At 49.7% G+C, this 24,431-nt stretch carries 25 protein-coding genes; 16 read left to right on the top strand and 9 right to left on the bottom strand.

Translation table 11 applies throughout. From position 1 onward, the window contains the following. From AACT35_RS15465 to AACT35_RS15480, 4 genes are all read left to right on the top strand, one after another. Entirely contained in the window at nucleotides 1-732 is a 732-nt protein-coding gene (locus tag AACT35_RS15465; RefSeq protein WP_062432249.1) for a PilN domain-containing protein, read from the top strand. Nucleotides 733-782: 50 nt separating this feature from the next. Then, a complete protein-coding gene (locus tag AACT35_RS15470; protein WP_030007112.1) occupies nucleotides 783-1,589 on the top strand; it encodes a hypothetical protein in 807 nt (268 codons plus the stop codon). Nucleotides 1,590-1,821: 232 nt separating this feature from the next. After that, nucleotides 1,822-4,209, top strand: coding sequence for an AMIN domain-containing protein (locus AACT35_RS15475; RefSeq protein ID WP_099237725.1), 2,388 nt, complete (start codon nucleotides 1,822-1,824; stop codon nucleotides 4,207-4,209). A gap of 79 nt (nucleotides 4,210-4,288) precedes the next feature. Next, nucleotides 4,289-4,873, top strand: a complete 585-nt coding sequence (locus tag AACT35_RS15480) for a transposase (protein WP_099237727.1) — start codon at nucleotides 4,289-4,291, stop codon at nucleotides 4,871-4,873. Between the two features lie 502 nt (nucleotides 4,874-5,375). On the opposite strand, the gene AACT35_RS15485 is transcribed toward AACT35_RS15480, so the two are convergent. The 3 genes from AACT35_RS15485 to AACT35_RS15495 are packed head-to-tail and all read right to left on the bottom strand — an operon-like array spanning nucleotide 5,376 to nucleotide 6,738. Then, nucleotides 5,376-6,068, bottom strand: a complete 693-nt coding sequence (locus AACT35_RS15485; protein ID WP_099237731.1) for an HAD family hydrolase — start codon at nucleotides 6,066-6,068, stop codon at nucleotides 5,376-5,378. Between the two features lie 56 nt (nucleotides 6,069-6,124). After that, nucleotides 6,125-6,526, bottom strand: a complete 402-nt coding sequence (locus AACT35_RS15490; RefSeq protein ID WP_030007116.1) for a type II toxin-antitoxin system VapC family toxin — start codon at nucleotides 6,524-6,526, stop codon at nucleotides 6,125-6,127. After that, on the bottom strand, nucleotides 6,514-6,738 hold the full coding sequence (locus AACT35_RS15495) for a hypothetical protein (RefSeq protein WP_030007117.1): 225 nt from the start codon (nucleotides 6,736-6,738) through the stop codon (nucleotides 6,514-6,516). The genes AACT35_RS15490 and AACT35_RS15495 overlap by 13 nt, the downstream gene beginning before the upstream one ends. A 130-nt stretch (nucleotides 6,739-6,868) precedes the next feature. Between AACT35_RS15495 and AACT35_RS15500 the strand changes: the two genes are divergently transcribed. Further along, nucleotides 6,869-8,212, top strand: a complete 1,344-nt coding sequence (locus AACT35_RS15500) for a 16S rRNA (cytosine(967)-C(5))-methyltransferase (protein ID WP_099237733.1) — start codon at nucleotides 6,869-6,871, stop codon at nucleotides 8,210-8,212. On the opposite strand, the gene AACT35_RS15505 is transcribed toward AACT35_RS15500, so the two are convergent. Further along, the gene (locus AACT35_RS15505) at nucleotides 8,209-9,549 is read right to left on the bottom strand and encodes a nicotinate phosphoribosyltransferase (protein WP_099237735.1); all 1,341 of its coding nucleotides are present in this window, start codon (nucleotides 9,547-9,549) and stop codon (nucleotides 8,209-8,211) included. The two genes, AACT35_RS15500 and AACT35_RS15505, sit on opposite strands and share 4 nt — an antisense overlap. A gap of 120 nt (nucleotides 9,550-9,669) precedes the next feature. Between AACT35_RS15505 and AACT35_RS15510 the strand changes: the two genes are divergently transcribed. Continuing rightward, nucleotides 9,670-10,545: an MBL fold metallo-hydrolase gene (locus AACT35_RS15510; protein WP_099237737.1), complete on the top strand. Its 876-nt coding sequence runs from the start codon at nucleotides 9,670-9,672 to the stop codon at nucleotides 10,543-10,545. Beyond that, entirely contained in the window at nucleotides 10,542-10,847 is a 306-nt protein-coding gene (locus tag AACT35_RS15515; RefSeq protein ID WP_099237739.1) for a hypothetical protein, read from the top strand. Before AACT35_RS15510 ends, AACT35_RS15515 begins: the two co-directional genes overlap by 4 nt. 10 nt (nucleotides 10,848-10,857) lie before the next feature. On the opposite strand, the gene AACT35_RS15520 is transcribed toward AACT35_RS15515, so the two are convergent. Then, the gene (locus tag AACT35_RS15520; RefSeq protein WP_099237741.1) at nucleotides 10,858-11,979 is read right to left on the bottom strand and encodes a histidinol-phosphate transaminase; all 1,122 of its coding nucleotides are present in this window, start codon (nucleotides 11,977-11,979) and stop codon (nucleotides 10,858-10,860) included. A gap of 119 nt (nucleotides 11,980-12,098) precedes the next feature. Continuing rightward, complete coding sequence (locus AACT35_RS15525) at nucleotides 12,099-13,316, bottom strand: RNA-guided endonuclease InsQ/TnpB family protein (RefSeq protein ID WP_099237743.1); 1,218 nt, start codon at nucleotides 13,314-13,316, stop codon at nucleotides 12,099-12,101. Nucleotides 13,317-13,887: 571 nt separating this feature from the next. On the opposite strand from AACT35_RS15525, the gene AACT35_RS15530 reads away from it, so the two are divergent. The 6 genes from AACT35_RS15530 (at nucleotide 13,888) to AACT35_RS15555 (ending at nucleotide 19,534) form a co-directional block, all read left to right on the top strand. Continuing rightward, the gene (locus AACT35_RS15530; RefSeq protein WP_099237745.1) at nucleotides 13,888-15,057 is read left to right on the top strand and encodes a pyridoxal phosphate-dependent aminotransferase; all 1,170 of its coding nucleotides are present in this window, start codon (nucleotides 13,888-13,890) and stop codon (nucleotides 15,055-15,057) included. Between the two features lie 64 nt (nucleotides 15,058-15,121). Further along, nucleotides 15,122-16,042, top strand: a complete 921-nt coding sequence (minC, locus tag AACT35_RS15535; RefSeq protein ID WP_099237747.1) for a septum site-determining protein MinC — start codon at nucleotides 15,122-15,124, stop codon at nucleotides 16,040-16,042. A gap of 64 nt (nucleotides 16,043-16,106) precedes the next feature. Further along, nucleotides 16,107-16,907 carry a septum site-determining protein MinD gene (minD, locus tag AACT35_RS15540; protein WP_012306145.1) on the top strand — a complete coding sequence of 267 codons (801 nt, stop codon included), beginning with the start codon at nucleotides 16,107-16,109 and terminating at the stop codon, nucleotides 16,905-16,907. A gap of 79 nt (nucleotides 16,908-16,986) precedes the next feature. Then, nucleotides 16,987-17,265, top strand: coding sequence for a cell division topological specificity factor MinE (minE, locus tag AACT35_RS15545; RefSeq protein WP_099237749.1), 279 nt, complete (start codon nucleotides 16,987-16,989; stop codon nucleotides 17,263-17,265). Between the two features lie 71 nt (nucleotides 17,266-17,336). Beyond that, entirely contained in the window at nucleotides 17,337-18,260 is a 924-nt protein-coding gene (locus AACT35_RS15550; protein WP_065710099.1) for a Ycf66 family protein, read from the top strand. 62 nt (nucleotides 18,261-18,322) lie between these two features. Beyond that, nucleotides 18,323-19,534, top strand: a complete 1,212-nt coding sequence (locus tag AACT35_RS15555) for a 4-hydroxy-3-methylbut-2-enyl diphosphate reductase (RefSeq protein ID WP_099237751.1) — start codon at nucleotides 18,323-18,325, stop codon at nucleotides 19,532-19,534. Nucleotides 19,535-19,621: 87 nt separating this feature from the next. Here AACT35_RS15555 and AACT35_RS15560 read toward each other — a convergent pair whose 3' ends face one another. Further along, nucleotides 19,622-20,218, bottom strand: coding sequence for a chorismate lyase (locus AACT35_RS15560; protein ID WP_254903397.1), 597 nt, complete (start codon nucleotides 20,216-20,218; stop codon nucleotides 19,622-19,624). Nucleotides 20,219-20,414: 196 nt separating this feature from the next. Here AACT35_RS15560 and rpsP point away from each other — a divergent pair, with 196 nt between their 5' ends. Together rpsP and AACT35_RS15570 are read left to right on the top strand one after the other, a co-directional pair. Then, nucleotides 20,415-20,657, top strand: a complete 243-nt coding sequence (gene rpsP, locus AACT35_RS15565; RefSeq protein ID WP_030007128.1) for a 30S ribosomal protein S16 — start codon at nucleotides 20,415-20,417, stop codon at nucleotides 20,655-20,657. Further along, complete coding sequence (locus AACT35_RS15570) at nucleotides 20,657-21,085, top strand: KH domain-containing protein (RefSeq protein ID WP_099237756.1); 429 nt, start codon at nucleotides 20,657-20,659, stop codon at nucleotides 21,083-21,085. The genes rpsP and AACT35_RS15570 overlap by 1 nt, the downstream gene beginning before the upstream one ends. 126 nt (nucleotides 21,086-21,211) lie before the next feature. On the opposite strand, the gene era is transcribed toward AACT35_RS15570, so the two are convergent. Both era and AACT35_RS15580 read right to left on the bottom strand, forming a co-directional pair. Beyond that, entirely contained in the window at nucleotides 21,212-22,153 is a 942-nt protein-coding gene (era, locus tag AACT35_RS15575) for a GTPase Era (protein ID WP_099237759.1), read from the bottom strand. Between the two features lie 24 nt (nucleotides 22,154-22,177). Beyond that, entirely contained in the window at nucleotides 22,178-22,966 is a 789-nt protein-coding gene (locus AACT35_RS15580) for a phosphatase PAP2 family protein (RefSeq protein ID WP_254047940.1), read from the bottom strand. A 95-nt stretch (nucleotides 22,967-23,061) separates the two neighbouring features. Between AACT35_RS15580 and AACT35_RS15585 the strand changes: the two genes are divergently transcribed. Continuing rightward, entirely contained in the window at nucleotides 23,062-24,348 is a 1,287-nt protein-coding gene (locus AACT35_RS15585) for a M16 family metallopeptidase (protein WP_099237763.1), read from the top strand. Nucleotides 24,349-24,431 lie beyond the last annotated feature (83 nt).

Raw genomic sequence — 24,431 nt, forward strand, 5'->3', positions numbered from 1 at the left:
ATGTATGGTTTAGATATTAATTTCCTGAAAGACCGTGGTTTAACCAAAGATTCTTCGATGGCGATCGCCGATCGTCTGGTGAGCAAACCTGGGGTGATTCCGGGCCAAGAACCAAAGCCACTAATTATCGGTGGGGCGGTCACTGCGGCGGCCTTGGCGGTGGTGGGTCTGTTGTGGTTCCAGCAAAGTCGTGAAAAAGCGAACATCCAAGAAGAGATTGCCGTTGTCGATCAACAGCTCCAGGGAGCCAATGCCCAGCAGGCAAGATTACAGCAAATTCAACAAGAAATTGATACCTATAAATCCCAAAGCCAAGCCTTTGTGGATGTGCTGCAAACGAGGATTAAACCCTGGTCGGCCATTTTGCGGGAAGTGGGGGATTTAACCCCACCCGGTCTCAAGATCACCTCCTTCGAGCAGTCCGATAATCAAGTGTTGGTACGGGGTAACGCACGCACTTTTAATGAAGTGAATGACTTTGTTCTCAACCTGCCGGAATCGCCTTTGCTGCAAGGGGAAGAAATCTATATTGTCAGTGCAAATTTAGTCGATAACCCGATTACCACTGCCCAGGTGGATTTTCCGCGGCCCGTTGCTTCTTTTAGCATGCCCCAGGTGGTGGACTACACGGTATCAATCTCCCTCAATGATCTCACCGATGCAGAGGTGATTCGCACCCTAGACAGCCAGGGGGCACGGGGGATGGCCGAACGCTTGCGGAGTAGCTTTTAGGATTTAACGATCTCGATATTCATCAACACTGTGAGGAGGAGCAACAACCGATGACATACGCAGAAGAGTTCCGGCAAACGATGACGGAAATGACCATGGTTGGTCAGGAACAGGGCTTTTTTGAAGCCTTTGGGATTCAGTTCACTTCAAAAGTTTTAGGGACGATGTTGGCGATCGCCGGCATTGGGGCCAGCGCCGGACTATGGTGGTTTCTCGTTCGGCCCATCCAAGGGGAAATCAGCACCCTCGAACAGGAACTCCAGACAAAACAAGCAGAATTACAAGAAAAAGGTGCCGGGAATATCCAAGAGCAAATTGCCCAGCGCGAGGTGGAATTAGCCAACGAGCAACGGATTGCCACCGAAATTCTCAATGCCTATGGTCAAGACAAGCAAATGCAGACTTTCCTGCTTGATTTCAACCGGATCCTCACAGCCAGCAATGTACAACTAACGAGCTACGAGCCCACACCGCCTAAACCCGAATTTATTACCGATGCCGCTACTTATGGTGAAGCTGCCCAAAATAAGCTGAAATACCAAACCTTTAACGTCAGCTTCGATAATATGACCTACACAGAAGCAGAGTCTATGCTCACGAGCATCGATGTGTTGCAGCCGTTGTTGGTATTGCGTAATTTTTCGACGACGGTGGCCGAACCAGCGACATTCCGCTACGAAAATGGCCGTTTGGTAACACAAACCCAGGCTCAGCTAGGGGTTTCCTTTGTGGTGGATGCCCTCATTGCCCCGACCCCGGAAGAGCTAGCCGCCCGACAAGCAGAATTAGCTGCTGAGGCCGCCCCAGCCGAGGGAGAAGAAGGTCAAGAGGAACAACCCGCAGAGAATGGTGGCTAGGTTTCGAGGTCAAAACAATTTGCTGAGGAGATAGGGAGGTAAACTAGCGGCATAGGAACCATTAATTTTGGTTTCAAAACAAATTTCTGAAGACATCATTAGCAAAACTTATTTTAAATTGCTAATTATTTTGGATTTTTAGGGTTGTTTTTTAAAATTATTGTTAATTTCAAGCGGGATTCATTTCGGTTTTTCGATTACATTTAATTAGTGTGTGTGGAGATTTTCTGTCGTGAATATCAAGTCCTATTCCGGAGTCGTCGCTGGTGTCGTTGCTTCTACAACAGTTTTAGTTACCCCAGCCCAGGCAGCAAATATACAAGTACGGGAACTGGCGGTACGGCCAGGAGATGGCAACCTAGAACTCGCTCTCAGTCTTGCACCAGAGAGTGCAAATCTGTCTGGTGAGAAGCCCCAGGTTTCGACGACCCAAAAAGACCGGGTACTCATTGCAGAAATTGCCAATGCACGGTTAGATCTCGGCAATGGACAGGATATTTTCAGCCAAGATAATCCTTTACCGGGGATTGAGCGCATCGAGGTGATGGAGTCGGCTCCAGGCAATGTCAAAATCGTCGCCCTAGGGGAAGTGGCAGCACCAAAAGGGGAAATCCTCAGCCAGGATGACAACAGCATTTTGCTCAATGTGACCACCTCGACAGCAGACACGACAGAAACGGCCCAGGTCACAGAGCCCTCCACAGTCATTGAACCGACCTTGTTGGCTCAGAGTGCCCCCAGCAATAACAATCAAAATAATTTCCTCCAACCGACGGCCCCAATTCCACCGTTTTTACCAAGGGCCAGTGCGCCACCAGTGGGGGATATTGCGGTTTCGACAATTGATACGACCCTGCCTAGCTATGTGAATCTACAAACAAATGCAGTGGTACCTCGTCTTGTACTGAAGGAAGCTCCCATTGAGGATGTGATGTCTCTGTTGGCCCGCGCTTCCGGCCTCAATATCGTTGTGGGCAATGATGTAAAAGCACCTGCCGGGGAAGGTGAAGCGCCACCTGTGACCGTCTCTTTAGATATGCAAAATGCGCCTGTGCAAGATGTCTTCAACTACGTCTTAATGCTCGGTGATTTGAATGCTGTGAGAAATGGCAACACAATTTTTGTCGGGAGAAATCTGCCCTTTGCGATCGCCCCCAGGATTACGCGCAGCTTCCGATTGAATCAGGCGGCAGCAGAGGAAGCTCGTTGTTTTTTGCTGACAGGGGACTCTAGTATCACTGAAACCGTTACCGAAGAGCGAGAAGTAGAATCAACGGGGGAAGCATTGAGCCTTGAAGGTGGTGGGATCGGCACTCGATCACAAAGCTCTTCAGTGACGCGGGAAACGACGAGGGAATGTGTCGGTGAAGAGAGAACTGAAGGCCTATTCGCTAAATTCAGTAACTTGGATATTCTTACAGATGGACGCTTGAATGCGATTACGCTAGCGGGTGATCCGAAAACCATTGAAATTGCAAGCAACTTTTTAAAACAGTTAGATGCTCGTCAGCGGCAAGTAGCAGTAAACGTCAAAATTATTGATGTAACACTCACGGGAAATCGCTCTATTTCTTCTGATATTAAACTCCTACTTGAAGATCGTATTGGAATTAGCGCTGGAGACGGAATAATTTTATCCCCTAATGATCTCTCCAGAGGTAGCAGCATTTTTTCTGAATTCAATCCCGCTGGCATTGTTGTTGAACAAGGTAACCAACAAGTGTCTTTTGGAGAAGAATTTGATGCTTTCGATAGCTTAGATCCTGCAAATACAGTTTTTGTTGGGCCAATTGCGGACGCCATTGAAATTATAAATGCTTCGGGCTCTGATACTCCTATTACAGTATCAAAAGAGAATGAAGATCAAGTCGTTGCAGTAATTAGAACACTAGATGATCTAGGAAATGTTACGTTGTCTCTTCAAGGTTTAGGAGTAGATGTTCGTGATAGAGCAGTTGGTCGAGGAACTAACTTTATCGGTAATTTGGTTGCTGGCTTACTACGCAATACAACCTCTAAAATTATTGCTGACCCTACTTTAATCATTCAAGAAACTGAAACGGGTGAATTGCGTGTTACGGATCAGATCGTCAACAATGTGAGAATTGTGGCGGCGACGGGAGATAATACGAACGGCAACAATGCATCTACTGCTCTACCCGAGCCTGTTCTAGCTGAGGTCGGTTTAGTCGTGCCGATTACCGTAGAAAATATTGATGACAACGGTTTCATTACTTTAAACGTAACGCCTGAGGTATCAATCCCTGGAAATCAGGTAAGATTTGAAGCTGGTGACAGTGAAAATATCTTAACTTTGAAGCGTCAAAGTATTCTTAGTTCCGGTTCAGTACGCCTTCGTGATAACCAAACGTTGATCTTGGCAGGGGCGATTGATGAGCGAGATTTAACAACGACTTCTAAGGTACCTATTTTGGGTGATATTCCTATTCTCGGCTCTTTATTCAGAAGTACCACGCGAGAAAACAGCCGTCGTGAATTGCTCTTTATTATTACCCCCCAGGTTGTTGATGATTCAGACAATGCGATGTGGGGTTACAGCTATCAACCCAGCGAAACGGCCCGTGAAATGCTAGACAATGCCCGTTTCCCCACCCGTTAACCATCCGTAGGGGCTTGGTTCCCATGCCCTTGGTTTCTATTATTTTGGATTTGGAAACCAAATCCCTACGGTTATTGCGATGGCAAATCAATATAATCCGCAAATTCATCATCGGCGCTCCATTCGTTTGAAATCCTATGATTACAACCGGGCAGGTGCGTATTTTGTGACAATTTGTGTGCAGGCCCGTGAATGTTTACTTGGCACGATCACGGATAAAATCTTGCACTTAAACGAGTATGGAAAAATTGTTGAACAAGTTTGGAATTATTTGCCTAGACATTTTGAAAATCTAGAAATTGATGCCGCCGTGATTATGCCCAATCATTTTCATGGCATCTTAATTTGTACCGAACCTGAAACGACAGATTTCCCTGTGCCACCGCCAAAAGATGCTTTTAACGCCATTCGCAACAAAGGCGATCGCCCTTTTTACGAACAAAAAACAAACCTCGGCAAAATCATCGCCTATTTTAAATATCAAACAATGAAAAAAATCAACCAAAAACGCGGTCTAGTTGGGACAAAAATTTGGCAAAAAAACTATTACGAGCACATTATTCGCCATGAAAAATCTCTCAATATCCTCAGAGAATACATAGAAAATAATCCCTACAATTGGCACACCGACCAATTACACCCCAATATCCCATCGAAATGGTAGGGATTTGGTTGCCAGGGGATTTCATAATAATGGGATTTGGAGACCAAATCCCTACGGGAAAAACGGGACTGGCCGGATTCGAACCGGCGACCTAGCGCTTCAGATTGGTGTGGGTTTCCCCAACTCTCTGGACTATCTCTTCACCCTAAAAATACAGGAGATTTGGTTACCAAATCCCTACAGTTTCCGTAGGTGGTGGCCGTTATGCTGGGTTGGCGATGACCTTTCGCTACAAACGTTAGCATTCAAGATCCTCAAAAAAATTTGCCCCAAAACCAACCTGCTAGTCTCTGCACCTTCCTCCGGCGAGGCACCGAAAGGCTTGGCTCAGGGTTACCCTATGATGGAAATTTTCATCACTTAGGCTTCCTTGAATTTGACCACATTCAGCCATGGCGTTTCCGATCCATGCTGCCCGAAAGATTCAGGAGGCGCTTGCTCTATCCTGCTGAGCCACAGCCCCAATAAAGCGCCAAAATTATAACATAGCTTTTTTTCTATGCTAACTAGCGACCTGTTCTCGGATCAGTTGCACCGCTTCCCATAAATTTTCCACAATGAAATCTGGGTTGTGGGCGGCCAATAATTGGCGATCGCGAATCCCCGAAAGAACTGCAATCACGGGAATATTATGGCTCTGGGCCGAGCGAATATCGGCTTCTGTATCTCCCACCATCCAAGTGGTCTCTTTGGGACGCAGTCGGGCAAGGCTTTCTCCCATGAGCAACGGCTTTTGATAAAAATCTTGGTTACGATCCGTTGAGTCGGGTAAACAAAAACGGCGATCGCCCGGAAAAATATCCTGCAAAACCGGATGAAGCTGCAGAATTTTGTCTAGTTCGCTGTAACGGCGCATGGTAACGGTCATCACTTCCCAGCCCAAGCTTTGGGCCGTCGTCAATGCTTCCAATGACCCCTCAATCAGGCGATCGTGCACCATATTTTCAAGTCGATGCACATGGTCATCCCGGAGCCGCTTAAACTCTGGCAACTGATCTTCCCGGAGACCTGACCGCAAACCAATGTCTGCCTGGGAAGTTTTCCGTCGCTTTAAAGCCCAAAATTCCTCCTTTGTTAAGGGGGATAACGTTTGCTCCGGTGCTGCGACTTGGGTTAACCGCCAGCGATAAACACGGTAGTAGCGTTCTGACAGATCTACGACCACCCCATCAAAATCCGAAATCAACCTGACCATAACCTTGCTCTCATGCTCACAATACTTTAAAGATTGCCAGTATTAAACCAAACAATCTATCTCATTAAATAATTTTCGAGTTCAGGATATTTTCCAAAAAGCCCGTCAATACTGGCAAGCTGAGCCTGATACACCAGAGCTGTCGCAATAATCATGCGATCAAATGGGTCTCGATGAATAGGAGATAAATTTACAGCCCTTGCTGCAATTGTTGCCGTTAAAGGCAAAATCTCGATACCTGCCGGATCTAAAGCCTGCCGTATCCATTCTTCGGGGCGACAAGTCAGTTGCAAACGCTGTCGCTGACAGGCTAGAGCGATTTCGTAGCAAGATAGCGGCGAAACACCAACAACATCGACTCGTTCCAGCTTCTCAACCCAGTGGGACGGAAATTGATCAAAATCGCCATTGATGAGCCATAACCAAATATGGGTATCTAGGAGAATTACTTCAGACATTCCCAATCTGCTTCATCTACTAGGGGTGCCACAATATCACCGAGAACTTTCGCTTTGTCAGCCAAGTGTGATGGGGGAAAGTGGCGTTTTTTCTGAATCGGAGAACCTTCCTCAATGATCGTCACAATTACCCGTGCTTGATCAATTTGGGGCACTTCCCCAAGCCAAATCATTTGTCCTGCCTCATAAATTGCCTCGTAACTTTTCAGCATATCGATTCATCCAGAGCATTACCCATACATTTTAGAAGTTTTGTCCGATTCAAACCCAAAGCTAAGTTCAGAAGTAGTGGGGAGGAACAGACTAGGGGATAATCAACCTACTACGTTTTTATCGGATTTAATGTCTTCAGCCCGCCAACTCGCCTTTCTCGCCCTCCGGCAAATCATGTACCACAACGCCTATACCGATGTGGCCCTTGATCGAGTCCTCCACAAAAGTAACCTCACCGGGAGCGATCGCGCTTTGGTTGCCGAATTGGTCTATGGCACCGTCCGTCGCCAAAAAACCCTCGATGCGATTATTGATCAATTAGGGAAAAAGCCCATCGATCAACAACCGCCTGATCTACGGGCACTCCTTCAACTGGGTTTGTACCAACTGCGTTACTTAGATCAAATTCCCCCCTCGGCGGCGGTCAATACCAGCGTTGAAATTGCGAAAACCAATAAGCTGGGCCAATTAGCAGGGGTGGTAAATGGCTGTCTGCGTGGTTATCTGCGGCAACGGGACAAAGGCCATGATCCGCTCCAGTTACCAGAGGCAGCGGCAGAGCGGCTGGCTTTGCAATATAGTTTTCCGGAATGGCTGATTGGACAATGGCTTGAACAATTTGGAGCGGAGGAAACGGAACAGCTTTGTCAATGGTTTAATCGGCCTGCCCAACTGGATCTCCGGGTGAATCCCCTCCGGGCGAATGTCGCCGCTGTCCAGGAGAAACTCACCCAGGCAGGGGTCAAAGCCGAGGCGATCGCCAATTTACCCAATGCCCTGCGCCTGGTGGAAAAACGGGGTTTAATTCAAGATTTACCGGGTTACAAAGAAGGCTGGTGGACGATCCAGGATGCCAGCGCCCAGTTGGTGACTCACTTGCTCGATCCCCAACCAGGGGAAGTGATTATCGATGCCTGTGCAGCGCCCGGCGGCAAAACGACCCACATCGCCGAAAAAATGCAGGATCGCGGCACCATCTGGGCCAGCGATAAATATCAAGCCCGCATTAATAAAATTGAGCAAAATGCCCGCCGTCTCAAGCTCTCGATGATCCGCACCCTCATCGGTGACAGTCGCACCTATTCGCAGTTTCGCAATATGGCTGACCGGGTGCTGCTGGATGTGCCCTGTTCGGGATTGGGGACACTCCACAAACGCCCCGATATCCGCTGGCAACAAAACCCCCAGAAAATTACGCAACTGACTCAACTCCAGAGAGAACTGCTCACCACGGGGGCCACTTGGGTCAAACCGGGAGGCTATTTGGTCTATGCCACCTGCACCCTCAATCCGGCAGAAAATGAGGCGATCGCCAACCAATTTCTCGCGGAACACCCAGACTGGCGGATTGTCCCCCCCAGCCCCGATTCACCCGCTTTTCCCTATGCCCAGGAACAGGGTTGGATTCAGGTCTTACCCCAGCGTCACGACATGGATGGTTTCTTTATGGTGAAGTTGCAACGGCCTGCCTAGAGGGATTGGGCGATCGCCTCGGTGAGGGTTTGCAGGGATTCAGAAATTTTGACGGGATAGGTCTCAGGCTTTCCTAAACGTTTCACTTCATCGGGCAGTTGGCGCACGTTAGCCGTCGTTCGTTGGCGAATGGTTGCTAAATTCTCTGGAGGCGTAAGGCGTTTTCCTTGGGCCATCACTTTTTTGAGCAGAGGCATTTCTCCTGATTGGGGAGCTTCATTCACTAAACCGAGGCGATCCCGGCCAGCTTCTCGGTTACGGAAAATCTGCTTACAACCCGGATAGGTGGCTTTTCCGCTGGACTTTTTCATCGTCGGGCGATCGCCAATTTTCACTAATTTATACACGCCATTAACTGGGTCGCCTGTCACCAATTTCGTCCCCAAACCATAGCCATCAATGGTTGCCCCAGCCGCCTGGAGCCGCGCCATTTCCCCTTCATCGAGATCACCGCTGGCAAAGATTTTTACCGTCGTTGGTAACGCTTGCCGCACCTGTTGGGAGAGGGTTAATAAATCCCCCGAATCGAGGCGTACTCCCGCTAAATGGGTTTCGCCAGTTTGAATCGCCTTACCTAAACGCTCCGCCGCCGCCACGGTGTCGTAGGTATCAATGAGCAAAGGGGCCGCCGGAAAATAACGGTGAAACGCCCGGAACGCATCGTCCTCGGAGCCTTCGAGGGTGCCCACTGCCATCACCAAGGCATGGGCCATGGTTCCCACGGGTTTAATCCCCAACTGTTGTGCGGCTAAAACATTGGACGTGGCATCTAACCCGCCAGCCAAAGCTGCCCGCGCTGCCCAGGTAGACCCCTGGGGACTAAAAGCCCGCCTTGTGCCGAATTCTAATAATTGGCGATCGCCCGCAATGTGACGCATCCGTGCCGCCCGTGTTGCAATTAGGGTTTGGTAATTAATGGCATTGAGCACAAATGTTTCAATAATCTGGGCTTGCCACAGGGGGGCTTCGATCCGCAAAAACGGCTCCTGGGGAAAAATCACGGTTCCCTCTGGGACGGCCCAAAGATCCCCTGTAAAACGGCCCGTGGCGAGTAAATCCCAAAAGGCGGCTGGGGCTTGTTCAAAAATTCCGGTGCTGCGGAGATAGTCAATTTGCGCCTCCGTAAACCGTAATCCTTCTAGGTAGCTTAAAACCTGCTCCAGGCCCATCGCCATCAGATAGCCAAAGTCATCGGGCAAGCGACGGGTAAACATTTCAAAGCAAGCCGGGGTCTCCGCCAGTCCTTCCCCCACATAACAGGCTGCCATGGTGAGTTGGTAAAGATCCGTTAACAGACTGTAGTCCTGGGCCGTGATGTCTAAATTTTTCCCAGCCATGGTGCGTCTTTCGCCTCCAGTGAATTAATTTAGTGTTTATTTTACAATAAAAAATCTGGATCGGCTGCTTTTGGGGGTGAATGTTAAGATCCCATCAGAAAGTTCAGGGGAAAAAGATCCATGGCAACCCAACACCAGCGGCGATCGCAAAATGTGCCCGGTGACTTTTATGTGGACAGTAGTTGCATTGACTGTGACACTTGCCGTTGGCTCAGTCCAGAGATTTTTAACCGCCAGGATGGGCAATCCGCCGTCTACCACCAACCCCAAACCTCTGACCAAAGGCGGGCCGCCTTGCAAGCTTTATTAGCCTGTCCAACGGCCTCGATCGCCACCGAAACGGCACCGAAAGATCTCCCCACAATCCAAGCCGAGTTTCCCCTGCCCATTGCTGAAAATATCTATTATTGCGGCTACCATTCGCGCAAATCCTTTGGGGCCGCCAGCTATTTTATCCAGCATCCGGAAGGTAATATTCTCGTGGATTCTCCCCGCTTCCAACCCTCTTTAGTGAAGCAACTCGAAGCCCTAGGCGGCGTGAGATATTTATTTTTAACCCACCGGGATGACGTGGCCGATCACCAAAAATTCCATGATCATTTCGGTTGCGATCGCCTGTTGCACCGGGCCGATCTCCGGGAGGGAACAAAAGCCGTAGAAACCGTTCTCGAAGGCACCGAAGCGATCCCCTTTCTCAAGGACTGCCTAATTATTCCTGTGCCGGGCCACACCGAAGGCCATGCAGTGTTACTCTACCGCAATCAATATCTTTTTACCGGGGATCACCTAGCTTTTTCGGCGCGCCTGGGTCATTTGACGGGCTTTCGGAATCACTGTTGGTATTCTTGGACAGCGCAAATTGAATCGATGAAAAAACTCCTCTCCTACCCGATCACCTGGATTTTGCCGGGCCATGGCCGCCGCTACCAGGCCGACAGCGCAACCCTACACCAAGATTTAAAAGCTTGTATTCAGTGGATGGAGTCCGTGGCATGAGCGTAACGTTTTTCTGGTTGGTGGCGATCGCCAGTAACCTTTGTCTCATCGGGGTGAATTATATTCTCTGGCGAAAAGTTCGCCGTTGGCACCAGGATCTGCGCCTCAGTCGCCACCGTTTCGCCCTCAACGAACGCAAAATCAAAATTGTCGTAGAAGATTTAATTCAACAAGCGGACGTGATCCCTGCCACCACCCAACAGATCCAGATGAAAAAACAGCAAGGGCAGCAAGTCATCGCCCAGATTAAGCTGCTCCAACAACTCCTCCGGGCGTTAGTCTTTGTGCGACGTCGCCTCTGAAATTACCTGTTTACAAAGCCTGCAAGTAACCTGTTAACCGAGTTAAAGTACGCTGATTTTCCGCTGGTGTTCCTACACTAATCCGTAGGCCGCCCCCCGTGTGTCGAATTAAAGTCCCCTGGTTTTTCAGAGTTTCGACGAGGTTTGCTAAGGTTTCCGTCTGGGGTTCCATCGCTGGCTGGAGGCGACCATAGAGGAAATTCGCATCGCTCGGCCACACCCGGAAATTCGGCAGTTGCCCTAACGCTTGGTAAAGTTTCCCCCGTTCCTGTTGAGCTTCGGGAATGGTTTCCAACAGGCGATCGCCATGGTCGAGGGCGAGTCGGGCCGCCGCCTGGGAAAAACTGGGCAAATTATAGGGGAGGCGTACCTTTTCGAGGGCTTGGATAATTTCTAAACTGCCCACGGCATAGCCCACCCGCAGGGCTGCCAATCGGAACGCCTTCGAGAATGTCCGCAGGATCACCCAGTTGGGCCGCTGTAGGACTTCTGCCACCAAAGTTTTTTGACTGAATTCAAAATAGGCTTCGTCCACCACCACGAGAATATCCGGCGGCAAAGACTGGAGCCAGCTAATTTCTGCTGCCGTGAGACATTGGCCCGTGGGAGAGTTGGGATGCACCACAAACACCACCCGCACCGGTGCCCCTTGGGGTTGGTCAATGGCGTTTTGGGCCGCCGCAAGATCCCAGCTAAAATCTTCTGGCTGTCGGGCGATCGCCACGGTGTGAATTCCCAAAGTTTGCGCCAAAATGCGATACATCGAAAAAGTCGGCTCTGCCACCAGGATCGATCCTTCCCCGCCCAGGCAAGTGGCAATTAACAACGAGCGGATCAACTCATCGGAACCATTTCCCACGGAGATGTGAGCCGCTTGAATATCCCCGGTCAACTGCCCAGAACGATTCACATAGTCGGCAATACCTTCCTTGAGCGCCCCATGGCCCCCGTCAGGATAGCGGTTTGTGGCAATTTGATTTTGATAATGTTGAGCCAGAATTTCCTTGAGATCCGCTGGGAGATCGTAGGGACTTTCATTGGTGTCGAGAATATCTACCGGCGTATTTACCGGGCCACCGGGGTGGGACACATAGGCTTTGAGTTGGGCCAAGTCAGAACGCAAAAAGGACATAGGTGCTGTGCAAAAAAGAAGAATGAAAATCAATTCCCCAAGGGCATTGAAACGAACGCAAATGAAATGTAATCAATCTGTGAAATCGATCATAAGTGTGAACTACCCGACGCTCATTGCTAGGCAATAGAGCGCGGGCTTCCTGTTTCAACGGGAACTGCATCCAACAAAACAGACGTTTTGCCAGGTTGTCTTACACTCCCTCCACAGGCAGTATCGCTGGTTCCCAACGACAATACTTGAACTGAGTCCAGTCGAAGTATCCGCAAGCCTTCATTTCTGATATTGATTGCTGCATTGATGTCCCTGTCGTGATGAGTGCCACACCCTTCACAATTCCAAGTTCGGACATCCAGCGGCAGACTTCCCGCCCGGTTTAGACACACATGGCAGGTCTTGGAACTAGGAAAGAAGCGGTCAATCTCTAGATATACCTTCCCTTCCCACTCCGCCTTGTACTTGAGCATCGTGCAAAACATTCCCCAGCCCGCATCACTAATTGCCTTGGCTAGATTATGATTTCTCACCATGCCCTTTACATTGAGATTTTCCACCACAATCACTTGGTTTTCGTTCACTACCTTGCGGGATAGCTTGTGGAGAAAATCCCCTCGACAGCGCGCAATCTTGCCATGGACTTTTGCCACCGCCAACCTTGCCTTCTGTCGATTCCGACTCCCTTTCCGTGTCCGAGAAAGCCTTTGCTGTTTTCGCCTTAGGTTCCGTTGATGATTGGCAAAATGCCGGGGGTTTGCAAACTTAGAACCTTCACTGGTGATGGCAAAGTGAGTTAATCCCACATCAATTCCTACAGCCTTGCCTTTCTGTTTTGACTCAACCTTTTCTTTCCCGTCACCTACTAGTACAGAAGCAAAATACTTCCCATCAGGGTTCCGTGAAACAGTGACAGTTTTTATCGTCCCCTCAAAAGGACGATGGATGCGACAGTAAATAGCTCCAATCTTGGGTAGATGTACGTAATCCCCCTCAAATTTGACATTCTGGGGGTAGCTAATGGATTGCTTTCCATGCTTTGACTTGAAGCGGGGCAACATTGCCCGCTTCTCAAAGAAGTTTTTGTAGGCAGTCGAGAGATTGAGGGCGACCGCCTGAAGACATTGAGAATAGGGTTCTTTTAGCCACTCATGCTCCTTTTTGAGAGCAGGTAAAAGCTCTTGAAGATAGCCACGGGATAAACCTTTTCCAGTTGCCTGGTAAGTCTGTTGACACAAATGCAGCGCATAATTCCAGAACCAGCGAGCACAACCAAAAGATTTCGCCAGAGAAACCCGTTGAGTGGCAGTAGGGTAAAGTCTGTACTTGTAAGCGCGATACATTTATCGGGAGAAAAGAAACGTGATAAATAAATTTGTAGTGTAGCATCAGATAAAAGCTTGTCTCATCCCCATCGAAGGGAATCGACAAGCGCAGGATGTCCGTGTTGTTGCTGAGTTTACCGAAGCATCCCGATGCTGAAGTGAACTGCCCCGCCGCAAGCAGCGGAGCTTCCTACCCAAAGAACAGCTTTCTATTCCGAGGAATAGCGAGTCTTAATATTCTGGCGATAGGCTGACTCCCCAGTTCCTGAGGGCAAAACTCATGGTCACAAAAAATACTTTGTATGTGTCTAGCTTGGTTTTCGCTATCTGTTGCCATGTCAACACCATGATTATAGAGGATTACGCCCTAAGGGGCGGGGATTTCAACCCATTGCCGTTAAAATTACAGCGTTCGACTGAGCTCACGCCGAAGTCGCGGGACTTACTGCCTCCCGAACCCACCAAAAGTTAAGGTTGCGTTATGTAAAAATAATGTTGGTGCAGTGGGGAGTCGCCTTAGCCTAAAAATTGGGAATTTTCCTGCACCGTTATTTCACGTTTTCCACTTCCTATCTAAACGCAAATCACCATGAAATTGGCAGCCAGAGTCGGTCAAATCAAGCCTTCGATTACCCTCACAATCTCCGCAAAAGCAAAGGCCATGAAGGCGGATGGGATTGACGTGTGCAGCTTTAGTGCTGGAGAACCAGATTTCGACACCCCCGATCACATTAAAACCGCTGTCAAAGCCGCCCTTGATGCGGGAAAAACCAAATATGGCCCTGCCCCCGGAGAACCGGCCCTGCGTCAGGCGATCGCCAAAAAATTACAGACAGAAAATAATCTCCCCTACAACCCCGAAAACGTGATCGTTACCAATGGCGGCAAGCACGCCCTCTATGGTTTGATGATGGCTCTCATTGAACCGGGGGATGAGGTGATTATCCCGACCCCCTACTGGTTGAGCTATCCAGAAATGGTAATTTTAGCGGGCGGCACCCCGATCTTCGTCGAAACCACGGCAGCAACGGGCTACAAGATCACTCCGGATCAGTTGCGCCAGGCGATCACTGACAAAACGAAATTATTTGTTTTCAATTCCCCTTCGAATCCCACCGGGGCCGTCTACAGTCCGGCAGAGGTAGCGGCGATCGCCCAGGTTTTAGTGAAGAAACAAGTGTTGGTGGTGGCCGATGAAATCTACGAAAAAATTCTTTACGGGGATGCCGTTCACCAGAGTATTGGCTCCGTGAGTGACGAAATTTTTCCCCTGACGATCACCTGTAACGGCTTCGCTAAGGCGTTTTCGATGACGGGTTGGCGCTTGGGTTACATTGCCGCGCCGGTGGAACTAATTAAGGGTATGACGACGATCCAGAGCCACAGCACCTCCAACGTTTGCACCTTTGCCCAATACGGGGCGATCGCCGCCCTAGAAGGAGGACTTGATTGCGTCCAGGAAATGTTAACCGCCTTTAGTAAGCGTCGGGAAGTAATGCTGGGGGCGATTCAAGATCTGCCGGGTTTGAGTTGTCCATCCCCCGACGGTGCCTTTTATCTTTTTGTGGATATCAGTGCCTATGGTCTCGATTCCCTCAGCTTCTGTAAACAGCTCCTCGCCGAGCAGCAGGTGGCGGCGATCCCTGGGGTGGCCTTTGGCAACGACCGCTGCATTCGTTTGTCCTACGCCACAGATCTCGACACCATTGAAAAGGGAATGTCCCGTCTTGGCAAATTTCTCCAGTCCCTCTCAAGGTAAGTAAAATTTTGCCGAAGCCCAGTGCTTACTGCTATAAATCAGGGGTGAATTTCTAATTGACTTTATGGCCGAGCTTGACGATCACACTCTCCCCAATCCCGACTCAACATCGACGGAGTTTTCTTCTAACTCCAGTGAAAGCGCGACTCCGGAGATTGTTACGGAACGTGATGATCTCAACCCAAAAGAGCCAGAAGCAGCCATGGCGACCCCGGAGTTGCAGTTCGGCCTTGAAGCTGACCACCTCACCCTAGTCTTACCCACCACCCAGACCTATGAAATTGAGGCTTGGGACACAATCTGGGCCAATTTTCAGGAGCAGTTGAAGGCTGCTGCTGATTTTCCGGTCGCCCACGTTCACTTAATCGCTCAAAATCAACTGGTAGGGGGCCGTCAACTCCAGGAACTGGCTGACCTACTCAAACCCCACGACCTAAAGCTCAAACGCATTTACACCAACCGACGGCAAACGGCGATCGCCGCCGCTACAGCAGGTTATAGCGTCGATCAAGATCCCCCGAATCAACTGTTGGCGGATGTTCCTCTAAAGTTAAAACCGCTCTTGGCTCCCGATAAAGAACCGGAGGTGTTGTACATTGACCAAACCGTCCGCTCCGGAGTTGAAATCGTCTATCCCGGTTCGGTGATTGTCACAGGGGATGTCAATCCAGGGGGAAGCATCGTCGCGGACAAAGATATTGTGGTTTGGGGCTGTTTGCGGGGGGTTGCCCATGCTGGTGCAAAAGGCGATCGCACCGGACGCATTATGGCCCTTCAAATGGAGCCGACCCAACTGCGCATTGCCGATGTTGTCGCCCGTGCTGCCCCCCAGGCCGTTGAGCAACGAAAGCCAGAGGTGGCCTATCTGACCCAAGAGGGAATTCGTCTAGCTCCGGCCCTCAAATTTTCGAAAAACTACCAATATCAAGCCGATCAACAGCATTGGCAGGAAACATCTGATCCCCTCTTACCTGTAATATCGTAGCTAAGCTGCCGCAACCAGTGGCTATGTCGTAAGCTTATTGAATTATTTATCCACCCAGAAGTCTATGAGTCGCGTTATCGTTGTGACCTCCGGAAAAGGAGGCGTCGGCAAAAGCACCTGTACCGCCAACCTCGGTTCGGCCTTGGTCAAGCTCGGCAAAAAAGTGGCCCTGGTCGATGCGGATTTTGGTCTGCGAAACCTGGATTTGCTTTTGGGTTTAGAAAATCGCGTTGTCTATACGGCCATTGAGGCGATCGCCGGAGAATGTCGCCTCGAACAAGCCCTTGTGAAGGACAAACGGCAGAATGGTCTCGTCCTCCTGCCAGCGGCCCAAAACCGGAATAAAGAATCCGTCACTCCCACCCAGATGAAACAGCTCATTATGCGGCTGAATAAAGCTTTTGATTATATTTTGGTGGACAGTCCGGCGGGCATCGAGATGGGTTTTCGGAATGCGATCGCCGCCGCGAGGGAAGCACTGATTGTCACAACCCCCGAAGTGGCTGCCGTACGTGATGCAGACCGGGTTGTGGGTCTTTTAGAAGCCTATGGCATTAAACGGACGCGCCTCATTGTGAATCGCCTCAAGCCAGAAATGGTCAAGCAAAATGAAATGATGAGCGTCGAGGATGTCCTCGAAATTCTCGCCATTCCGCTCCTGGGGATTATTCCCGACGACAAACAAGTAATTGTTTCCAGTAACCGGGGCGAACCGTTGGTGCTAGGAGACAAACAAAATGACCTCCCTGCCACCGCGTTTATGAATATTGCCCGCCGTCTAGAGGGGGAAAAAGTGCCCCTGTTAAACCTAATGGCCAACCAAGAGGGATTCCTTGCCAAAATTCGCCGGATCTTTGCCAGTTAACTGCTGTCTCTGATGCGGAATATCGCCCTCATTCCCCTCTATGCTGAAATCTAATTAATGTTTCCCTTTGTAATGAGTCATGATCCAGGAATTACTTGAAAAGCTGCTCCATTGGCAGTCTCCCAAGAGCAGTGACGAAGCAAAACGACGCCTCAAGCTGGTCATTGCCCACGACCGGGCGGGCCTCAGTCCCGAAAAAGTCGAGGAGATGCGCCAGGAAATTTTGGCCGTCGTCGCTAAATACGTCGAGGTGGATCCAGAGGAAATGGAGTTCGACCTTTCGAGTAGTGACCGGATGACGGCTTTAGTGGCAAATCTGCCCATTCGCCGGGTGCGGGATATTCGTTCCCTAGAATAGTTTTTTACGCGAAGATCCGATGATTCTGGCACAATAGGGCAAGCAGTTAGCATCAGTAGGAGTTGTTGGTCATGTTGGCACAAATTTTGGCGATCGCCGTTGCCCTGGGGAGCGGATTGCTATTTCTGACTGCCTTTATTTTCCCGAAACTCCACCGCCAAGATGACTTTTTTTGGAGCACTGTTGGTCTTTTCTACGCCCTCGTCCTTTGGGTTTGTGCTGGTCAAATGGCTGGGGCCATCCTGTTGGGGCAATTGGCCAGTGTAATCCTCCTCGGTTGGTTTGCTTGGGAAACCCTCCGACTCCGCCAGGCGATCGCCGACCCCAGTAAAATCCCCAACCTCGACAAAGTTTCCCTGGTTGGCTACGTCAAAGACCGCTTTAAAAAACCTAAAGTCGCGCCGACCTCAGCCACCAAAACATCGAAAAAATCTTCCTTCGATTCCTCTAAAGCCCCTGACCCCGCAAAGGAAGCTCCAGAAACCTCTACACCATCTGAGTCTCCTGAAACGGCCCCAGTTACATCTCCCGAAACTGAAAAGCCGACCCCAGAACCAGCAACCCCCTCTGCTTCAAAAGATTTAGACAAAGCTGACTCGACAAAGCCCGTTCCCTCGCCAGAAGAAGCTTCTGAGACACCCACGGAAGTATCCGACACCCCAGAAACAGAAAGCGACGCCATCACCGATCCACCGATTACGGCACAACCCTCTAAAAAAGGATTTTCCTTCGGTCGGCTATTTGGACGTAAAACCGCATCTACCGCAGCCCCAACGGAAACCAGTGCATCAGCAGGAGACGAAGATATTGAGCAAATTTTTGCCGAAGAAAAAGATGCGTCTGAGCCAGACACTGCTGTTAATGATGTCACCGACGAAACTTCCCCTCTAGAGGAACCCCAAGCTGAATCTGCCGAAGCAGCAACCCAGGCAGAAACAGAAGCCTCGGCTGAATTAGGCGAAACCTCCAAAACCGAAGATACTCCCAAAGATTAGGGATCGCCCCAAGAATTCGCTATGATCTTTGACTGAAGCGTATCATTGATCTCCCGTGCCCTATGGATACCAAAGCCTTTAAACGTTCCCTAAATCACTCTGAAAATTACTATCGCCAAGGATTTGGCCATAAAGATGAAGTGGCTGGCATGATGACCAGCGAATATCAAAGTAGCCTGATCCAAGAGATCCGTGACAACAACTATGAGTTAACCCGTGGTGATGTCACCATTTACCTGGCGGAGGCGTTTGGCTTTTGTTGGGGGGTAGAACGGGCAGTGGCGATGGCCTACGAAACCCGCAAGCATTTCCCTACGGAAAAAATCTGGGTAACAAACGAAATTATCCACAATCCCTCGGTGAATAATCGTCTGAAGGAGATGAATGTTCATTTTATTGAGGTGGTTGATGGCGCTAAGGATTTTAGTGGCGTGGCGAATGGCGATGTGGTGATTCTGCCGGCCTTTGGGGCGACGGTGCAAGAAATGCAACTGCTCAATGATCGCGGTTGCACGATTGTGGATACCACCTGCCCTTGGGTTTCTAAGGTGTGGAATTCCGTTGAAAAGCATAAAAAGAAAAATTACACTTCGATTATCCACGGCAAATATAAGCATGAGGAAACGGTAGCTACTAGCTCTTTTGCTGGCACTTACCTCGTTCTGCTGAATCTAGAAGAAGCGGAATATGTGCGGAATTACATTCTCCATGGAGGCGATCGCCAAACGTTCCTCGACAAATTTAAAAATGCCTATTCCGAAGGGTTTGACCCTGACAAAGATCTAGACCGTGTGGGCGTGGCGAATCAAACCACCATGCTCAAGAGCGAAACGGAACAAATGGGCAAACTGTTTGAACAGACGATGCTCGAAAAATTTGGCCCGACGGAAATTAATGACCACTTCATGAGCTTCAACACGATCTGTGATGCTACCCAAGAGCGGCAGGATGCGATGTTTGACCTCGTGGAAAAAGATTTAGATCTGATGGTCGTCATCGGTGGCTTCAATTCCTCCAATACCACCCACCTCCAGGAAATCGCCGTCGAGCGCAATATTCCTTCCTATCACATCGACAGCGGCGATCGCCTTTTAGGGAATAACACCATTGCCCACAAACCCCTCGATGGTGAAATCACGACCCAAACCCACTGGCTCCCGGCTGGCAAACTAAAAATTGGTGTGACCTCCGGCGCGTCTACCCCCGACAAAGTTGTTGAAGACGTCATTGCGAAAATCTTTGCTGAAAAAGCCCAACCAGCGGCCTTGGTCTAACTTTTTCAGGCACCGTTAAACATCCGCAAACGTAAAAAATATTCACCCCGTCCTAATGCTGGCGATCGCCTGGGGATGGGGATTTTTTTATTGGGGAAATTCCTGGCTCGGTTTTCCTAAGTATTTGCGCAAATAGGGCGAAAACACCTCATAAATCAAAGTTAAGGGTTTACCATCGTGCCAAAACAGATAATGGCGGCCCCAAAAAGGCCCTTCCTCCTGAAAAGCGGCTTCTAGGATTGGCGATCGCCCCAGATAAATCCCTTGAATATCCCGGTACAGTTCCGTGTGGAGCCGTGACAAACTCTCCCAAATGGGCAAACTGCGATTTTGCAAATAATCATCCACATGGTTCGCATCCCACCAGGACGTTGCATAGGCTAAACGTTGTCCCCCCGCCGTCCGTAACCACACCTGACGGCGTAAATGGGGTGTTGGAATCGCAGAAATCAAACTTGGTGCCCCATCATTATCCGTACCAATGGGGGACATATCGATCACATCGACCTCAATTTTTTCCCGTGTCAGTAGACCCAAATGGCGGGTCGGCGAACCATCCCCCAAGAGCAAAATTTGCCAGGGTGGGGCGAGTTGGCTGTGGGGGAGTCCCTTTTGTACTTCGGCCATCCCCCCTTGCCAGATGGGTTCTAAACAGTGCCACTGACGCTCTTTAGACGTTGCCAAAAACGGAGAATTGAGTGCTAGAGTCAAGATTCTTCACAAAACTTCAACTAAACTGATCATAAACAATTCTTGTCCACCCTGCCGCTGGGGTTCTCACTGTAACCAGGGCAAATTGACATCCCTCAGTGCTTATGTTTTGATAGTATATTGGCTCTGTTATAGTTATTTCTATAGAAGTTTTTCACAGTTAAAACAAATGGTAAAGCTCCGTCTAAAGCGTTTTGGTAAGAAAAGAGAAGTTAGCTATCGTCTTGTGGCTGCCCAAAGCACCAGCCGCCGCGATGGTCGTCCCCTAGAAGAACTCGGATTTTATAATCCCCGTACCGATGAAACTCGCCTGAATGTGCCGGCGATCGTGAAGCGCCTCAAAGAAGGTGCCCAACCGACAGACACAGTGCGTGACCTCCTCGAAAAAGCTAAAGTATTCGACCAAGTTTAATGTCTAATTTAGACGATCTGTCTAGTGCATCCCATTCAGCAACGGCAAACTACGAAAAATTAACCAAATTTCTTCTAGAGCCATTGCTTGATGACCCCCAATCCCTGGCGATAGATTGCGAACAGCTATCGAGTAGCAACCGGGTTTTGATCCGTGTTGCTTTTGAGCAAGAGGATAAGGGAAAGGTCTTTGGGCGTGGCGGTCGAAATCTACGGGCCATTGAAACCGTACTCAATGGGGCTGCCACCAATCCTCAGCAAAAAATTTCCTTGGATGTATACGGTAGCCATGATGGTAATGGTGGCCAGAGAGAGCGTTCCTCTGGTTCCTCTCGTGCTAGAAGGGAAGACGGTCGGCGTGGTCGCACTTCCCGACGGCCCCGCACGCCGAAGCCCAGCCCCCAGTTGCGGAACTCCGACGAGGGTTAGGCTATTTTTGCGTTGCGACAAAATTGAAACGGTATCCCTGGTGGATGCTTCCGGAGACTCCAGTCGCCCTTTGGTTTGGAGTCTTTGTTATTAGTACTGCTATGCCTAGGCTTCAGTTTGGACGGTTCAGTTATCTTCGAGGCGATACCCAAGTTCGGCGAGGCGGGTGCGGGATTGGCGCCATTTGGGTTGAACTTTAACGAAGAGTTCGAGATAAACTTTACCAGCGATCAGTTTTTGGATTTGCTGACGGGCGGCGGTGCCAATGGTTTTAAGCATGGCCCCTTTTTTGCCGATGATGATTCCTTTTTGGGAATTGCGTTCGACGTTGATAGCGGCACGGACTTCGGTAATTTCTTCCCCTTCATTGACTTGTTCAATGGCGATCGCCACGGAATGGGGAATTTCCTGGCGGGTGTGGAGCAAAATTTGTTCCCGGATTAGTTCGGCCATAATAAAGCGTTCGGGCTGGTCGGTAACGAGGTCGGGGGGGTAATAGTAGGGGCCAGGATCGAGAGCCTGAATAAGTTTGTCTTGGAGTTCGGGGAGGCGATCGCCAGCGAGGGCCGAAAATTCTTGGAGTTGCCAATGGTTTTGGGTGGCAAGGGCTTGGTAGGAGGCAAAAATCTCCGGGCGGTTGTCGGGGCGCTGGTCGATTTTGTTGACCCCAAGGATCACCTTGGCTTCGGTTTTGACCAAAAAATCCGCGATAAATTGATCGCCTTTACCCAGGGGAACCGCACCATCAACGATAAACACCACTAAATCTACGGCCCCAACGGTACTGCGGGCGTTTTTGACCAAAATTTTCCCCAGCTCGTGGTGGGGCTTATGAATCCCAGGGGTATCGACAAAAATAATTTGCGCTTGGTCAGTGGAGAGGATGCCCCGGAGGCGATTACGGGTGGTTTGGGCGACGGGGGAGGTGATCGCCACTTTTTGACCGATCAATTGATTCATCAGGGTGGATTTGCCCACATTGGGACGACCGATCAGGGCAACAAAACCAGAGCGAAAATCGGCGGGGGCAACGGGAATAGTCGGGTTGAGATCAAAGTCTTGGGTCATGAATTTGTGCGATGTGGCGTGTTTTTATCTTACTGGGTGGAGGGGTTGCCAGAGACGGGGGATACCTTCTGTAACGATGAGGGTGATCGCCAAATAGCGCCCATAATTCACCAGGCCAATTGGGGGCAGCACGAGACTCGCTCCTTTCAGCAGGAGATAACTGAGAATTAGGATCACCAACCCGCCGAATCCGAGCATTATTTTGTCGCGGTAGCCCTGGGGCGGCGTAAAGGTAAAACTTGGAAGCACCAAAAAACCGCAGAAAATTCCCAGTAAATCTGCTAATCCCGGCAAGGTGATCGCCACCAATCCCCCCAGGCCCCAAAAGCTAAGTTTTTGCCAAAGTTGATAATTCGGTAAGGGAATCATTCCGTTGAGCCACAGGCCAACGCTAATCCAAAAAATTCCTAAGAGTATCCCAGCGGCCACATCCACCGGAAAATGAACGCCCAAATATAAGCGCGAGAGACAGACCAAAACAATAATTGCGATCGCCACAAACCACAGCCAGATCTTTTGATGTAACCAGGCGATCGCCCCCCAGAATGTTGTAATTCCTTGGGCATGGCCGCTGGGAAAACTAAAACTACCCTCCGTATGAAACGCTTCTGGGGTAATTACCGCCGGATTAACCACATAGGGACGGGGCAAGGCAAAGGCATTTTTCAGAACAAGATTACTGATCACACTCAGGGTCAAAATGAGGGTTAGTAGCCGACCCTGACGGGGATCTAGTAGCCAATAATACAAACTCAACAACAAAATATAAATTGCCTCTCCCCCCAGGTGCGTTACCCCCAGAAAAAAGCCCAAAAACCTGTCCCCAAAAACCTTCTGTAAAAACTCGATGAACAACATTGCGTTAAAGTAAAAACACGGAAAAACTTTGAATTGCCAGCGCTTCGCCCATGACTTCCATCCTAGTGCCCAGTCCACGCCTCAACCAACCAACGATTAAGACCCTGGCCAATGGGTTGACAATCATTGCCGAACAGGTGCCGGTTGATGCCGTGAGCCTCAATGTGTGGCTCAATGTGGGGTCTGCGGTGGAAGCCAACAGCATTAATGGAATGGCCCATTTCCTGGAGCACATGGTCTTTAAGGGAACGCCCCAAATCGGCAATGGCGAATTTGAACAGCGCATCGAAGCTAAAGGAGCCGTCACCAACGCCGCCACTAGCCAAGAATACACCCACTATTACATTACCTGTGCGCCCCAGGATTTTGCGGAACTTGCGCCCCTGCAACTGGACGTGGCGATAAATCCTAGCATTCCCGATGCTGCCTTTGAGCGGGAACGCCAGGTGGTGCTCGAGGAAATTCGTCGTTCCGAGGATAATCCCCGCCGTCGCACCTATTTCCGCGCCATTGAAACGGGATTTGAGCGGTTGCCCTACCGTCGTCCGGTGCTCGGCCCTAGTGAGGTGATTGAAAATCTTCAAGCCCAACAAATGCGGGATTTCCACGGCTTTTGGTACCAACCCCAGCGGATGACTGCTGCCGTTGCCGGAAATCTAGAAGGCGATCGCCTGATTGAATTAGTCGCCGCAGCCTTCGATAAACTGTATCAATCCCAACCCACAGCAACCGTTCCCACCTTTGACGATCACTCTCCCGAAGCCCCTTTTCAAAATATTGTGCGTCGTCATTATGAAGATGAAGGCCTACAGCAAGCTCGTTTAGTGATGATGTGGCGTGTGCCGGGGCTAACGGATTTAGAAGAAACCTATGCCCTCGATATTTTGGCGACGGTGTTAGGGCAAGGTAAAGTCTCGCGCCTCGTGCAGGATCTCCGGGAAAAAAGAGGTCTAGTGACTCAAATCAGCGTTAGTAACTTCACCCAAAAACAACAGGGCGTGTTTTACATTTCTGCCCAATTGCCAGCGGAGCACATCCCTGCGGTAGAAGCGGCGATTCTTGAACAAATTCAAACCATTCGTACCGCTTCTATTTTGCCCAACGAATTAGAGCGGGTGAAAACTCAAGTGGCTAATCGCTTTATTTTTGGCAATGAACGGCCCAGCGATCGCACCAATTTATACGGTTACTATTACTCGCTATTACGGGATCTCGAACCCGCTTTAAATTATCCGGAATTACTCCAAGCCATTACCCTCGAAACCATTCAAAAATCTGTACAAAAATATCTCAATCCCGAAGCTTACGGCATTGTTACCCTGACGCCACCTGCCTAAACTTCGAAAGTATGTCAGTCTCTTCTTTAAGAATATTTTGCTTGTTGAAATAAGTTGGTAGTACGGACGATATCCTGAGGGAA

The sequence above is a fragment of the Synechococcus sp. BDU 130192 genome, from assembly GCF_963876085.1.
In the GTDB taxonomy this organism is placed as follows: Bacteria; Cyanobacteriota; Cyanobacteriia; order Cyanobacteriales; family MRBY01; genus MRBY01.

What these genes read in the sequence shown, in the direction of transcription:
- AACT35_RS15495 (WP_030007117.1), bottom strand. Translation starts at nt 6,738, where the DNA reads ATGCTGAAAAGTTACGAGGCAATTTATGAGGCAGGACAAATGATTTGG.
- AACT35_RS15525 (WP_099237743.1), bottom strand. Translation starts at nt 13,316, where the DNA reads ATGTATCGCGCTTACAAGTACAGACTTTACCCTACTGCCACTCAACGG.
- AACT35_RS15480 (WP_099237727.1), top strand. Translation starts at nt 4,289, where the DNA reads ATGGCAAATCAATATAATCCGCAAATTCATCATCGGCGCTCCATTCGT.
- AACT35_RS15505 (WP_099237735.1), bottom strand. Translation starts at nt 9,549, where the DNA reads ATGGCTGGGAAAAATTTAGACATCACGGCCCAGGACTACAGTCTGTTA.
- AACT35_RS15550 (WP_065710099.1), top strand. Translation starts at nt 17,337, where the DNA reads ATGTTGGCACAAATTTTGGCGATCGCCGTTGCCCTGGGGAGCGGATTG.
- AACT35_RS15570 (WP_099237756.1), top strand. Translation starts at nt 20,657, where the DNA reads ATGTCTAATTTAGACGATCTGTCTAGTGCATCCCATTCAGCAACGGCA.
- AACT35_RS15470 (WP_030007112.1), top strand. Translation starts at nt 783, where the DNA reads ATGACATACGCAGAAGAGTTCCGGCAAACGATGACGGAAATGACCATG.
- minE (WP_099237749.1), top strand. Translation starts at nt 16,987, where the DNA reads ATGATCCAGGAATTACTTGAAAAGCTGCTCCATTGGCAGTCTCCCAAG.
- AACT35_RS15515 (WP_099237739.1), top strand. Translation starts at nt 10,542, where the DNA reads ATGAGCGTAACGTTTTTCTGGTTGGTGGCGATCGCCAGTAACCTTTGT.
- AACT35_RS15520 (WP_099237741.1), bottom strand. Translation starts at nt 11,979, where the DNA reads ATGTCCTTTTTGCGTTCTGACTTGGCCCAACTCAAAGCCTATGTGTCC.
- rpsP (WP_030007128.1), top strand. Translation starts at nt 20,415, where the DNA reads ATGGTAAAGCTCCGTCTAAAGCGTTTTGGTAAGAAAAGAGAAGTTAGC.
- AACT35_RS15490 (WP_030007116.1), bottom strand. Translation starts at nt 6,526, where the DNA reads ATGTCTGAAGTAATTCTCCTAGATACCCATATTTGGTTATGGCTCATC.
- AACT35_RS15585 (WP_099237763.1), top strand. Translation starts at nt 23,062, where the DNA reads ATGACTTCCATCCTAGTGCCCAGTCCACGCCTCAACCAACCAACGATT.
- minC (WP_099237747.1), top strand. Translation starts at nt 15,122, where the DNA reads ATGGCCGAGCTTGACGATCACACTCTCCCCAATCCCGACTCAACATCG.
- AACT35_RS15510 (WP_099237737.1), top strand. Translation starts at nt 9,670, where the DNA reads ATGGCAACCCAACACCAGCGGCGATCGCAAAATGTGCCCGGTGACTTT.
- era (WP_099237759.1), bottom strand. Translation starts at nt 22,153, where the DNA reads ATGACCCAAGACTTTGATCTCAACCCGACTATTCCCGTTGCCCCCGCC.
- minD (WP_012306145.1), top strand. Translation starts at nt 16,107, where the DNA reads ATGAGTCGCGTTATCGTTGTGACCTCCGGAAAAGGAGGCGTCGGCAAA.
- AACT35_RS15555 (WP_099237751.1), top strand. Translation starts at nt 18,323, where the DNA reads ATGGATACCAAAGCCTTTAAACGTTCCCTAAATCACTCTGAAAATTAC.
- AACT35_RS15530 (WP_099237745.1), top strand. Translation starts at nt 13,888, where the DNA reads ATGAAATTGGCAGCCAGAGTCGGTCAAATCAAGCCTTCGATTACCCTC.
- AACT35_RS15485 (WP_099237731.1), bottom strand. Translation starts at nt 6,068, where the DNA reads ATGGTCAGGTTGATTTCGGATTTTGATGGGGTGGTCGTAGATCTGTCA.
- AACT35_RS15500 (WP_099237733.1), top strand. Translation starts at nt 6,869, where the DNA reads ATGTCTTCAGCCCGCCAACTCGCCTTTCTCGCCCTCCGGCAAATCATG.
- AACT35_RS15465 (WP_062432249.1), top strand. Translation starts at nt 1, where the DNA reads ATGTATGGTTTAGATATTAATTTCCTGAAAGACCGTGGTTTAACCAAA.